Origin of the sequence: Microcoleus sp. N9_A2, assembly GCF_036701775.1 — a bacterium.
GTDB lineage: Bacteria > Cyanobacteriota > Cyanobacteriia > Cyanobacteriales > Microcoleaceae > Microcoleus.
The window spans coordinates 100,970-114,626 of sequence record NZ_JAUBRH010000010.1; the positions used below are offsets into that span (position 1 = coordinate 100,970).

Below are 13,657 nucleotides of genomic sequence, written 5' to 3' on the forward strand. Positions count from 1 at the left end.
TTAAATGAAAAAAAACACTCGCTCGTTTTTTTTGTTTTAAAAATTGCAGATAATTAATCGATAATTATCGATAATTCATGAAGTTAAAGTTATACTAATCTAGGTAAATATGAAGAGATTGAGACAAAATAAGCCCATCATTTTTTTAATAATTTGCCTTTTATCAATTTTTTTGATTTCTGCTGTTTGGGCTTTTAAGCATGGTAAAATTTCTCATTTATTCTCTTCGTGCAGCGCTGCAGAAGTTGTTGCAGCATCCCAAGGAAATCAGAAGTTTTATATTCGTGCTGATGGTACTACGATGGTCGATGGTCAACCATTTTTTCCCTTTGGACTTTATCAAGCTTCCTGGGAATCTCCCGATGATAATCCTATAGAACACATCCGGCAAATTGCTGCTGGTGGTTTCAATATAGTTCACGCCTCCGCCATCACACTAAATAACTACGAAAAATTTCTCGATGAGGCTCATCGACTTGGGATTTATGTTATTAGTAGACCTGATTTTAACATACTTACTTTGGTAAATGCCTTCAAACGCAAACCTGCTGTTATTGGCTGGAACCTTGCAGATGATGTTGATAACGGCAAGCGCACTCCTGAACAAGTTTTAAAATATCACGTACAGGTAAAAGCAACAGATCCAAATCATGTAACTTACGTGACGGGCTACACAAATCAAATCGGGAATTTTGCCAATTGTTCTGATATATTGGCAATTCAAACCTATCCGATTAGAGAAGGCGATCCGGATTTAGGTTCGACTTATTCAATGGTTTCCATTGCTCATAAAGCCGCCGTAAAATATAATAAAGCAGTTTACGTAAATGTACAGGCTTTCGATTGGGCAACTGCCGACTCAGATAAATACAAGAACGCACGTCCGCCAACTGCTGAGGAGGTGCGAAATATGACATATCAAGCCATATTGGCAGGGGCTAAAGGGATTATTTACTACAGTTATCACTATCGGGGCTATGGGGGCTGGCATTTGCCAGACAATCCAGATTTGTGGGAGGGCATGAAGTCTTTAGTGCCGGAAATTAAGCAGCTAAGTCCGATGTTGCTGGATGGCAGTTTGAAGAAAATTAATACCCGCACGAGAGATATATTCGCTGGAATTTGGGAACTTAAAGGGCAAGCTTTGGCTGCTGTCATTAATACGTCCTACGATCGCCCTCAAGAAGTTGCTCTTGCAATCCCTGCCGGTCTACAATCGGCACGACCGATGTTCCAAAATCGTCCTGCTGGTATGTTCGTCAAAGATGGCAAGCTTTCTGGCTTAATCAAGCCTTTAGAAGTTCATATTTACAAACTTGAAAAATAATTGGTTCAGAGGAGTTATTTAAGATGAAAGTTGTTGTAGCTGTAGATCATCGGTTCGATCGCACGCCCGATGGATCGGTGTGGACGCAGACAGGCTTCGCCCATTCCTACTGGAGTCGTTACTTAGGTGTTTTCGATGAAGTAATTGTGGCGGCGCGCGTCCGCGACGTACCTACCGTACCTTCAGACTGGGTACGCGCCGACGGTGAAAGAGTTTCATTAGCCCCCCTACCGTACTATATAGGCCCGTGGCAGTATCTCCTGAAAGCGCCGCAGGTTCAGCGTGCTGCCAGAGATGCCGTTAATGGGCAAGATGCTGTTATTTTGTATCTTTCTTCTCAGGCTGCCAACAATGTCGAACTCCAACTGCGGCAAACAGGCTATCCCTATGGCGTATATGTCATCGCCGATCCTTACGATGTCTTCGCGCCCGGTTCGGTAAAGAACCCTTTGCGCCCGTTTTTCCGCTGGTGGTTCCCGCGTCAATTGCGACGCCAATGTGCCAACGCTACCACCAGTGCCTATATTACCGAAAGAGCTCTGCAACGCCGATATCCGCCGGGACAAAACACTTTCTCCACCTACTATTCGATGGCGGAGTTGTCCGACACGACCTGCGTGTCTGTTCCCCGATCGCCCCAGCCCGCAGGTAGTCCGCTGACAATGATTGCTGTTGGTACATTGGCTCAACTATATAAAGCTCCAGATGCGGCGATCGAAGCGGTGGCTATCTGCGTGCGGGAAGGATTAGACATCAAGTTAGTTTGGGTTGGAGACGGCAAGCACCGCTCGGAAATGGAAGCCCTAGCAACAACCCTGGGGTTAGGGGAGCGAGTCTGTTTTCGGGGGCAGTTGACTGCTGGTGATGCTGTACGCGCAGAGTTGGATCGAGCTGACCTTTTCATCATGCCCTCCCACCAGGAGGGTTTACCCAGAGCAATGGTCGAGGCGATGGCACGCGCACTGCCATGTATTGGCTCCACCGTGGGTGGCATCCCCGAATTGCTGTCGCATGAGGATCTGGTGCCGCCAGGGGATGCGGCTGCCTTGGCTAGTAAAATTTGCGAGGTAGCGAACGATCCCGATCGCATGGCTCGGATGTCGGCTGGTAACTTAAACAAAGCCAAAGAGTATACAGACGAAGTGCTTCAATATCGGAGGATTGCTTTCTACCGTTATTTAAAAGAGAAGACAGAAGCATGGCTGAAGACCGAAAACTAAATTCTTTGTAAAAATTCACTTCCAAAACGTTAACCTCAATGAAAATTCTGCATATTTGTGCGCTCGGAGCCACGGCAAAAGTGCTTTTGAAACCTCAGATAGATTACTTACTATCCCGTAATCTATCAGTTGAAGTTGCCTGCTCTCCCGACTCGGATGTTGAAAAATTACAACAGCAGGGATACACGATTCACCCTATTTCAATAGACCGGAAAATTTCACCATTTCTTAACATTAAAAGTATCTATACTCTGGTTAATTTAATCCGAAAACATCAGTACGACCTCGTTCACGTACATACTCCCATTGCTGCGGTTTTGGGGCGGATCGCTGCTAAAATAGCTGGGGTAAAACGTATCGTTTACACTTCTCACGGCTTGCCTTTTCACGATCAATCATCCCCCAAAGAATATACTTTATACTCTAATGTTGAAAAATTTGCTGCGTTATTAACTGACCTGATTCTGAGCCAGAATCATGAAGATATCGCTACAGCTAAGAAATTAGGTCTTTGTCCGCCGGAGAAAATTGCTTATCTCGGCAACGGTGTGGATATTGATCGCTTTAATCGCGATCGCCTCGACCCCCATCATCAAGCCCAATTAAGAAAATCTTTAGGTATCGCCGATACTGCCAACTTAATTATCGGTACGATTGGTCGTTTAACTCGCAAAAAAGGCAGCGGATACCTGATTGAAGCAACAGCCCAGTTAGTCTCGCAATTTCCCAACCTGCACGTTTTGATTATTGGTGGCGAACTCAGTACCGATCCGGAACCTTTTTATACGGAAATAACGGAACGAATTCGCACCCTTGGCATCCAAAATAATGTTACTTTGACAGGGATTCGTCAAGACATACCAGAAATTTTAGGGCTGTTAGATATTTTCACATTGCCTACGTTCACCCATGAGGGATTACCTAGATCTATCGTGGAAGCAATGTCTATGAGTTTGCCAGTTGTTGCTACAGATATCCGAGGGTGTCGAGAAGCAGTTTTGCACGAAGAAACAGGCTTGATCGTCCCACCTCAAGATAGTCAAAAATTAGCAGAAGCTTTGGGGAAATTGCTATCCAACTCGGAGGTGCGATCGGCCTACGGTCAAGCGGGTCGTCAGCGAGTTGAAGCTGAATATGATGAATCTTTTGTGTTTGAGAGACTGGAAAATTTCTATCGAGAACTGGGGGTGACGAACGTCTAAATTTTCAAAGTTTTTCAGGCTATGGCTTGGGTGATAGATAATCAACAACCAACAATCAACAATTAACAATTAACCAATGAGTAATATCGTTACAGGCGCGGCAGGTTTTATCGGCTCTCACTTAGTAGAAACTCTGTTAAAGCAAGGTGAGAAAGTCATCGGCATTGATGAAGTCAACGATTATTACGATCCCGAATTGAAGAGAAAAAATCTCTCTCATTTTGCAAAAAATCCCAACTTTAAACTTCTGGAGGAGAATATTTTATCTTTGGATTGGCGATCGCTCTTAGCTAATACAGAAGTCATTTATCACCAAGCAGCGCAAGCAGGCGTCCGCGCTAGTTGGGGAGAGGGTTTCCGCAGCTACACCGATCGCAATATCAATGCAACTCAGGTAATCTTAGAAGCAGCAAAAGATGCACCGCAACTGAAAAGATTTGTACTAGCTTCTTCTTCATCGGTGTACGGCAATGCTGAAACTTTCCCTACCAGCGAAACTGCCTGCCCTCAACCAGTTTCTCCCTACGGAATTACTAAGTTAGCCGCTGAACGTTTGTGTTCGCTTTATTATCACAATTTCGGCGTTCCGGCAACCATGTTGCGCTATTTCACCGTTTACGGGCCTCGCCAGCGTCCCGATATGGCATTCCACATATTTTTTAAATCAATTTTGCGCGGCGAAGCGATTTCAATTTACGGAGACGGACAGCAAACCCGAGACTTTACGTTTATCAGCGATTGCATTGCTGCTAATTTAGCTGCTGCTAAAGTTCCAGAAGCTGTGGGCGAAATTTTCAATATAGGAGGGGGAAGTCGAGTTGCTTTAGCAGAAGTTATTCACACAATGGAACACATTGTCGATCGCCCGATTCGCATCAATTACCTAGAATCGAGCAAAGGAGATGCGCGGGATACTAGCGCTGACGTATCGAAAGCTCAGAAAATATTGGGATATCAGGCACAGGTTTCTTTGAGGGAAGGATTGAGACAAGAATGGGAATGGGTGCAGTCGTTGTATGCTTAGGGCCTACTTAACCTACTTGACAGATGCAGCTACCGGAAGCGATTCAACCGAACATGAGATCAATTTTTATTTGGCAGATCATAAAATGAATATTCAAGTAATTGGTTTATCAGACTCTTTGTGGTTAGAGACTCTGGAAAAAGTTCGCCACGATATCTATCATTTGCCTGAGTATCTATATTTAGAGTCTGTTAGGTACAACGCCGTAGCAGAAGCTATTTTGATAGCGGAAGATGACAAAATATTTTTTCTGCCTTATTTGTTGCGTCAGTGTGATGACATCTTTGACCAACGCTTAACAACACAAGAAGTTTTTGATGTTGTCTCCCCCTATGGTTATCCGGGAATTCTGTTGAGTGATAAGGCAGCTACTACGAAAGAGTTTTTAGAGTTGGCAATCAATCAGCTAATCTCTGCATTAGGTGCCAAGAAAGTGTGTTCGGCATTCTTTCGGCTGCATCCCATACTTAACAGCGGCTTCAATGATTTTTTATCTCCTGATATTTGCAACCTAAATGGAGAAACTGTATCTGTTAATTTGAAACTATCAGAAACAGAAATATGGAGTCAAACTAGACCGGAACATCGCACCAGTATTAATAAGTTGAAACGTTCGGGAATGACTGCTAGAATGGTTCCCTTTCAGGAGTATATCAGCGAGTTTATTTCAATTTACCATGAAACAATGGATCGGGTAGGAGCTGGGCAATCGTACTATTTTGATGATGAATACTTTTCGGATTTATATAAATTAGGTGAAAAAGTCCACTTGTGTATAGTAGAATTAGAGGAACAAGTTACTTGTTTGGGAATATTTACCGAGTGTTGTGGAATAATTCAATATCACTTGGGAGGAACCAGAAACAAGTTTTTTAAACAAGCACCCAGCAAGCTGATGTTCGATTATGTTCGATTTTGGGCTAAAGAACGTGGCAATGAAGTTTTTCATTTGGGGGGAGGTGTTGGAGGTGGCAAGGATAGCCTCTATCATTTTAAAGCAGGTTTTTCTAAGCAGACGCACACCTTTTTGACGCTGCGCTTAATTATAGATAAAGAAAAATATCGCCATCTGGTTGAATTGCGAGCAAAGTCTTTAAATATGGAGGCTGAAGAACTACTGAGTACAATTTTTTTTCCTGCTTATCGCTGTCCAAAATAAAGTTAAAGAAAATTGAAATTTTGCACCATTTTTGAAGAACACTTGAAAAGCATATGCCAATTATCAACAACAAAGAAGTTTACAGTACAGTAGAGTTTGAGGCTTGGGCAGATAAAAAAGGTCTCAATGAAGCCGAAAATTACCTAATTCTCAAATATTTGAATAAAAATGGAAAAACAGTTGAAGCTGGCACGGCTGGGGGAAGAATTCTGCTGGAAATGAAAGATTTAGGTTTTCAAGAGCTTTACGGTTATGATTATGTGCCTGAGTTGATCGAACAAGCAAAGCAGAGAGATCCAAGTCAGAGTATTTCTTTTGAAGTGCAGGATGCAACTGATTTAAGTTACGAAAGTTCGGGTTTCGAGCAGATAATTTACTTGCAGCAAATTGTGTCTTTGATAGAGGAAGATGAAAAAAGATTAAAAGCTTTGAGAGAGGCTTATCGGATTCTCAAAAATGATGGGACAGCACTTTTCTCATTTTTAAATTTTGAATCGAGAATCAAAAGTCCGTTTGTAGTATATTTAGCATATTTAAGTATGTTGAGGAGGTTATCTGGAGCGAATCGCTCAATTCAATATATTCCTTGGCTTAAGCTGGGCGGAAAATATAACTTTTGGGCGCTACTCGATCGCGGCCCTTACCCATATTGGTATAAAGTACAAGAGGCTCACCAAAGTTTGACACAAGTCGGGTTTAAAATAGTTTCCGTTGGTTCTAGTTATCAAATTGGCCAAGGTAAGATTTGTGATGACATAGAATCGTTAAAAAATGAACCAATTGCAGGGATGCTTTACTTTGTTTGCAAGAAGTAGATTCTAGTACACCACAGGGTAGGGACACGGCAGTGTCGTGTCTTCAGATATTACACCCTTATCAATTTTTAAAGTTATGTAAAGGTAAGCGATCGCCCCAACCAGAGGTTCACAAAAGCTTCATAAAACACCGAAGTTATTTAAAGTTTCTGTAAAGCTGACAGGCTCCGTTACCGTACAAACCCCGATCGTGCAAGACTCAGGGAAGTACAGTAAATTGCTGTTAGGGTGTATAATCATGAGTATTTACGAATTACTACCGATCAAATCAAACTCACAAATATCGCAACTTAATCAACGAGTAAATCCCAAAAAAGCCAGCCAATTAGTTAAGTGGGTATTAGATAGATTATGTGCAGCGATCGCCCTTTTGGTTTTCTCTCCCGTAATATTAATAGTTGCGATCGCCATTTACATCCGCATGGGCGGGCCAATCTTTTTCTGCCAACCCCGTCCCGGTAAAAACGGTCGCGTTTTCAATTTCTACAAGTTTCGCACTATGACCAGCGATTGCGACGCTGATGGCAATTTGCTGCCCGACGAACAGCGTCTCATACCCCTAGGTCAATTTCTTCGCAAAACAAGTCTGGACGAACTCCCTCAACTCTGGAACGTTCTCAAAGGTGACATGAGTTTTGTTGGGCCTCGTCCTTTACTCGTCAGATACCTCGATCGCTATACTCCAGAACAAGCGCGCCGCCACGATGTTATGCCTGGAATTACTGGTTGGGCTCAAGTCAATGGTCGCAATACTATTAGCTGGGATGCTAAATTCAAACTTGATGTTTGCTATGTCGATAATTGGACTCTGTGGTTTGACTTAAAAATTCTGTTTCTGACAGTATTGAAAGTCTTGAAAAGAGACGGAATTAACCAAGAAGGCTATACTACAGCTCCAGAATTCACAGGTCTGCTTGACGATCGCCAAACTAGCAGTGAGATCCGGTAGCGGTTCGTTTATTAAAACAGACTAAAGATTTTTGAGAGTCCTCTAAAAAGGACTTAAGCTATGAGCCAGGGGATTTAATCCCTGGCTTGTCTTATTGCCTAATCTAGAAGACACTAAAAATGGAGAGTTTTACCTACGGTCTTTCGGAGGAACAGCTAGCACTTTTACCTACGGAAGCCGATATCGCTTTTTACGAAGAACACGGCTGGTATATCTCAAAAAAGGTACTCCCAGATCAGCTTATTGACGAGGCAATTTCAGGCAGCGAAAGGTTCTACCGAGGAGAACGAGACGCACAACTTCCCGTCAGCAAAGGATATAGCGACTGGAAGCCAGAAGATGGCTGGGATCTAGTTCGCAATAACGAATTTGTTTCTTTGCAAAATAAGCAACTTAGCAAATTGGGGCTTCACCCAATAATTGGCGCGATCGCGGCGCGTCTGGCCAGAACAAAACAGATTCGATTATTGGACGATCAGCTAGTTTACAAACCACCAACAAAAGAGCGTAAAACTACAGTCGGCTGGCACGCAGATGGCGCTTACTGGGCCACTTGCAGTTCCCACAACTTGCTAACAGCTTGGATTCCCTTTCACGACTTCGACGAAGCTAGAGGGCCGCTGGTTGTACTCGATCGCAGTCACAAGTGGTCTGGTCTCGAAAATGTGCGGTTTTTCAATCACACAAACCTGGAGGATTTTGAAGAAAAATTTCGCCAAGAAGGAAAGCAAGTGGTAAAAATAGCTATGACATTAAAAAAAGGTCAAGTAAGCTTTCACCATCGTTGGACGATTCACGGCAGCTACCCCAATAACAGCGATTCTTTCCGCTTAGCAATGGGAGTCCACCTCCAAGATCGGGCAAACCACTATCAGCCTTTTTGGAACAAGCAAGGAAAGCAGATTCATATCTTTGACGAAGTTTTGTGTAGAAAATTGCCCAACGGCGACCCGGATTTCAGCGATCCAGCAGTGTTTCCCGTCTTGTGGTCGGAAGAAGATAAACTATGAATGTTCAAATCATCGATCTACAAAATACTTTGTGGCTGAAAACTCTGCAAAAACTGCGCCACGACGTTTATGATTTGCCTGAGTACGCTGCTTTGGAATCGAGCAGAACCAATACAAATCCTGAAGCTGTTGTGATAGTTGACGGCGACAAAATTTTCTTTGTACCTTATTTGCTGCGTCGGTGTGATGACATCCTGCCTCCAGAATCAACATCCGAGGCAATTTTTGATGCTGTCTCACCCTATGGATACCCGGGAATTTTATTAAGTGAAGCAGCAGCTAACACTCCTGGTTTTCCTGATTTGGCAATGAATGAACTGACAGGTGCGTTAAAAAGCAAAAGTGTGTGTTCAGCTTTTTTTCGGCTGCATCCAATCCTTAACTGCAAGTTTAATGAAATTTTTGAGCCGGGAAATTTCACGGTCAGCGGAGAAACTGTCTCAGTTAATTTAAAACTTTCTGAGGCTGAACTGTGGGCTCATACTAGAAGAGGTCATCAAAGTACAATTAATAAGTGCAAGCGACTTGGTTTTACTGCCAGAATGGTTCCTGTGGAGCAATATATGAATGAATTAAAAAAAATCTATGAAGAGACAATGAATCGCGTAGAATCGAGCCAATCTTATTATTATAAACCAGATTACTTTGCACAACTGTTCAACTTCGGCGAAGCAATTCATTTATGTATTGTAGAATGGGAAGAGCAAGTTACTGCTGCTTGTTTGTTTTTTGAATGCTGCGGGATAGTTCAAGCTCATTTGGGCGGAACGAAAACTCAGTTTTTGCACGATTCTCCTTTTAATTTATTGTTAGATTATGTCCGATACTGGGCAAAAGAACGGGGCAATGAATTTTTACATTTAGGAGGGGGTGTAGGAGGCTCTCAAGATAGGCTGTACACTTTCAAGTCAGGTTTCTCCCGACAAAGACACAATTTTCTTACAGGGCGGCTGATTGCAGACCAAGAAAAATATAATTATTTAGTGGGAGTGCGGGCAAATTTTTTAAACATTCAGCCTGAAGAACTCCTCAAGTCAAACTTTTTTCCTGCCTATCGAGCTCCCAACTGAAGATAAGATGACAAAACAAATCCTCCTCTCAACACCTCACATGGGTTCCCTCGAACAAGAGTTTGTCAAAGAAGCCTTTGATACCAACTGGATCGCCCCCGTCGGCCCCCATGTAGACGCTTTCGAGCAAGAATTCTGCGAGGTAGTTGGCGCTAAACACGCAGCGGCTGTTAGTTCCGGTACCGCAGCTTTGCATTTGGCTTTACAATTAATTGGTGTCGGTTCGGGAGATGAGGTTTTTTGCTCGACTCTGACTTTTATTGCGACTGCTAGCCCAATTACTTATCTTGGCGCAAAACCAGTTTTTATTGATAGCGATCGCACTTCTTGGAATCTCAACCCCGATTTGTTCCGAGAAGCGCTTGAGAAACGAGCAAAAATTGGTAAATTACCCAAAGCTGTGGTTATCGTACACCTCTACGGTCAAAGTTGCGATATCGACCCAATTCTGGAAGCTTGCAATGCTTATGAAATTCCGCTAATAGAAGATGCGGCCGAATCTTTAGGGGCTAGCTACAAAAATAGATCGCCTGGAAGCTTTGGTAAAATTGGCATTTTCTCATTCAATGGCAATAAAATTATTACCACTTCCGGCGGCGGAATGTTAGTTTCTGATGACCAAAAACTGGTAGAAAAAGCTCGTTTTTTGGCAACACAAGCCCGCGACCCCGCTCCTCATTACCAACATTCAGAAATTGGCTACAATTATCGTCTCAGCAATGTTTTGGCGGGAATTGGTCGCGGTCAATTACGAGTTTTGGAGGAGCGAGTTGAAGCGAGACGACACAATTTTGACTTTTACAAACAAGCTTTAGGAAACTTGCCGGGAATTGAATTTATGCCGGAAGCTGCTTTTGGAAAATCTACTCGCTGGCTGACTTGTTTAACAATCGATCCGGCAGCTTTCGGTGCAGATAGAGAACAAGTTCGTTTAGCACTTGCTCAAGAGAAAATAGAAGCGCGTCCGGTTTGGAAACCTTTACACTTACAACCAGTATTTGCCGATTGCGAATGTATTGAAGGTGCGGTGGCCCAAGAGTTATTTGAGTACGGGCTTTGTTTGCCTTCTGGCTCTAATTTAACTGATGAAGATTTAGAGCGGGTGACAAGTGCGATCGCCCAAATTCACAAAGAAAATCGATGATATAGCCGAAGGAAGTTCGGCTACGGATTCGCTCGACGGATGTAACGGAGGTCAGGAAGAAGAAAGATGCGATCGCTATTAGATCCCCGACTTCTTCAAGAAGTTGGGGATTTGGGTATTCTGTCTTTTGATTAATTTTCTTGCCATTCTTGCAGGGCGATCGCAATTCCCTGTTTTAATCTTGGTTCGAGACTCTCTTGCTTAACTAAACTTTCTAATTGCTGCCTCGTTTCGGCAGCACCTAGCTGTTTGAGGGCTGCCATGCAGTGTAGCCTGATGCTTGTGTCGGCGTCTGCTAACATTTTAATCAGGACATCTAGCGCTCTCATATCCCCTAATTTCCCTAACCCTAAAGCTAAAGATTGTTTGATTTCCACAGACTCCACGGCGGGATGATTGCTTGCGAGCAAATTGAGCATAATTTCAGCAGCTTTGGCTTTTAATTCCGGCTTTTCCACTCGCCCTAAAACAGTGACAATCTCTTGACAAACAGGAGAGTTTGTGTTGGTTAATTCGGCAATTAAGGTTTGCTGCAAATATGCTAAAGCGGTTGCAGTTTCGCTCCAGCTTAGGGCGCGCACAGTTTCGATTTGCAATTCAACCGGAGTTATGGGCGATCGCAGCAATTCAAATAAAGCAGCCGCTGCAGCATCGGTTTTCACTCGCCCGATCGCGATCGCCGCTTGCTGACAAATTTCTAATCGGATGTCCGAAAGCAAAGGTTTGAGCAAGTTAACTAAATCTAATTCTGCATCTAAATAGGCGCGCACCCCGAGAGCTCGCACGGCTTCTTTTCTGACTGCTGTCGCCGGATCTTTGAGTGCTGCTACCAGTAACGGCGGGATGCGGGAATCGTGAAAGCTGCTCAGGGCCTCGATTGCGTGCGCCCGCACCGCAACTTGAGAGTCTCCGACTACGCTCAACAGCGGTGCGATGGTTTCGGTGCGGCGAATTTGGGCGAGTGCTGCTGTTGCGAACTGTCGCGAGTCTTCTTGGAGTAGGAGAGTTGCGAGGGATTCTACGGCTGTCGGGCCGAAATTCCCTAGGGTTTCGGCGGCGATTTGGCTCAATTCTTCGTCGGAATTTTTGACCAATTTTACTAAAGCTTGCATCACTTCCGGGCGATCGAACTTTCCGAGAATGCGGGCGGCGAACCACCGGGGTTCCGTGTCTGCGTCTTCGTCTTCGAGCACGGCAATTAAAGGTGCGATCGCGCCATTTCCCAGATTGGGCAATACTTTAGCAATTTCCCAACGGTCTTGAAAATCGCCCCATTCCAAGGCTTGTATTGCTAAACTGACAGCTTGCTCTAAAATGTGTTGTTCCTGCGGCTTGCCGGCCTTGGCTGTCACTTGCTGCAAGCATTCGACTAACAGGGGCCAGTTTTGGCGATCGGCAGCGACTTGGGCTTTTTGTAAAAAATTATACATGATTTTAAATTAAGTTCGATCGAGAAGCGAGGTTTTTTGCTGCTAGGTCAGAGCGGGAGGGAGCTACTTTTTACGAATCTTTTGCTACAATTATCCATTTTTTAACATTTTTGTCAATCCATCATAACTGGTAAAATGGAAGTAAAGCATTAATTTCATGCAGTTAAGGCATCAAGCTATACTTTTTGTAATTTAAAATACGCAATATTCCTAATTAAAAATTAACAAATGAAGAAAGCTCTACTTTTAGTAAACCAGCACTCCCGAAAAGGGCAAAAGCTATTATCTCAAGCCACTGTACAATTAGAAGCACTGGGTTTTGAGTTAATTCTAGAATCTACCGACCACGCCCGCGAACTTCCCGACACAATTCGGCGCTACCAAAATCAAGTCGAATTAGTAATAATCGGCGGCGGCGACGGCACTCTCAACGCCGCCATAGAAGGTTTGATAGACACCAAATTACCCTTGGGTATTTTGCCGATGGGAACTGCGAACGACCTCGCTCGCACTCTGGGAATTCCTACAGATTTATCAGCAGCTTGTCAAGTAATTGCCAGCGGTAAAGTTCGGCTAATAGACTTAGGTTGGGTGAACGCCCAACATTTTTTTAATGTGGCAAGTTTGGGATTGAGCGTGGAAATTACCCAGCGGCTAACTAAAGACGTAAAGCAGCGCTGGGGAGTTTTAGCTTATGCTTTTACTGCTTTGCAGACAATTTTGTCAGCGCGACCGTTTCGAGCCGAAATTAAGGTAAATAATCAATCTTTTAATGTTAAAACCATTCAAATTGCTATTGGCAACGGCCGCTACTACGGCGGTGGAATGACAGTAGCCGAGGATGCCACAATCGACGACAAGCGACTGGATTTGTACAGTTTGGAAACAAAAAACTGGTGGCAAATCATTGCTTTGCTGCCAGCTATGAGGCAAGGAAATCATACTACTTGGCCTAACGTTCGCGCCTTGCACGGTCAAGAATTTGAGGTTAATACTAGCAAACGCCGTCCGATTAATACCGACGGTGAAATCACAACTTACACGCCTGCAAAGTTCCGAGTGATTCCCCAAGCTTTAGCAGTTATAGCTCCTTCATAACTCACAACTAATATAATTATGTTGTGGAACAGGCATCTTGCCTGTTCATATATAATTATGTTGTGGAACAGGTATCTTGCCTGTTCATATATAATTATGTTGTGGAACAGGTATCTTGCCTGTTCATATATAATTATGTTGTGGAACAGGCATCTTGCCTGTTCATATATAATTATGTTGTGGAACAGGCATCTTGCCTGTTCATATAT

Annotated in this window: 12 protein-coding genes; 11 read left to right on the forward strand and 1 reads right to left on the reverse strand. The window is 43.6% G+C overall.

Annotated elements, in window-relative coordinates:
• Positions 1-172 precede the first annotated feature (172 nt).
• From QUA44_RS08810 to QUA44_RS08855, 10 genes are all read left to right on the forward strand, one after another.
• Complete coding sequence (locus QUA44_RS08810; protein ID WP_333309639.1) at positions 173-1,327, forward strand: hypothetical protein; 1,155 nt, start codon at positions 173-175, stop codon at positions 1,325-1,327.
• A gap of 23 nt (positions 1,328-1,350) precedes the next feature.
• A complete protein-coding gene (locus QUA44_RS08815; RefSeq protein ID WP_333251263.1) occupies positions 1,351-2,547 on the forward strand; it encodes a glycosyltransferase in 1,197 nt (398 codons plus the stop codon).
• 38 nt (positions 2,548-2,585) lie between these two features.
• Positions 2,586-3,749 carry a glycosyltransferase family 4 protein gene (locus tag QUA44_RS08820; protein ID WP_333251261.1) on the forward strand — a complete coding sequence of 388 codons (1,164 nt, stop codon included), beginning with the start codon at positions 2,586-2,588 and terminating at the stop codon, positions 3,747-3,749.
• A gap of 76 nt (positions 3,750-3,825) precedes the next feature.
• On the forward strand, positions 3,826-4,773 hold the full coding sequence (locus QUA44_RS08825; RefSeq protein WP_333251259.1) for an NAD-dependent epimerase/dehydratase family protein: 948 nt from the start codon (positions 3,826-3,828) through the stop codon (positions 4,771-4,773).
• 85 nt (positions 4,774-4,858) lie between these two features.
• A complete protein-coding gene (locus QUA44_RS08830) occupies positions 4,859-5,932 on the forward strand; it encodes a FemAB family protein (RefSeq protein WP_333251257.1) in 1,074 nt (357 codons plus the stop codon).
• 53 nt (positions 5,933-5,985) lie between these two features.
• Positions 5,986-6,747 carry a class I SAM-dependent methyltransferase gene (locus QUA44_RS08835; protein WP_333251254.1) on the forward strand — a complete coding sequence of 254 codons (762 nt, stop codon included), beginning with the start codon at positions 5,986-5,988 and terminating at the stop codon, positions 6,745-6,747.
• Between the two features lie 238 nt (positions 6,748-6,985).
• Positions 6,986-7,696 (forward strand): sugar transferase, encoded by a 711-nt coding sequence (locus tag QUA44_RS08840; RefSeq protein ID WP_333251251.1) that lies wholly within the window; start codon positions 6,986-6,988, stop codon positions 7,694-7,696.
• Positions 7,697-7,815: 119 nt separating this feature from the next.
• Positions 7,816-8,706 carry a phytanoyl-CoA dioxygenase family protein gene (locus QUA44_RS08845; protein ID WP_333251249.1) on the forward strand — a complete coding sequence of 297 codons (891 nt, stop codon included), beginning with the start codon at positions 7,816-7,818 and terminating at the stop codon, positions 8,704-8,706.
• Positions 8,703-9,776, forward strand: a complete 1,074-nt coding sequence (locus QUA44_RS08850) for a FemAB family protein (protein WP_333251247.1) — start codon at positions 8,703-8,705, stop codon at positions 9,774-9,776. Before QUA44_RS08845 ends, QUA44_RS08850 begins: the two co-directional genes overlap by 4 nt.
• A gap of 7 nt (positions 9,777-9,783) precedes the next feature.
• Complete coding sequence (locus tag QUA44_RS08855; protein ID WP_333251245.1) at positions 9,784-10,920, forward strand: DegT/DnrJ/EryC1/StrS family aminotransferase; 1,137 nt, start codon at positions 9,784-9,786, stop codon at positions 10,918-10,920.
• A 131-nt stretch (positions 10,921-11,051) separates the two neighbouring features.
• Here the strand turns inward: QUA44_RS08855 and QUA44_RS08860 are convergent, their stop codons facing one another.
• Entirely contained in the window at positions 11,052-12,350 is a 1,299-nt protein-coding gene (locus QUA44_RS08860; RefSeq protein ID WP_333251242.1) for a HEAT repeat domain-containing protein, read from the reverse strand.
• A gap of 228 nt (positions 12,351-12,578) precedes the next feature.
• On the opposite strand from QUA44_RS08860, the gene QUA44_RS08865 reads away from it, so the two are divergent.
• A complete protein-coding gene (locus QUA44_RS08865) occupies positions 12,579-13,448 on the forward strand; it encodes a lipid kinase (RefSeq protein WP_333251240.1) in 870 nt (289 codons plus the stop codon).
• Positions 13,449-13,657 lie beyond the last annotated feature (209 nt).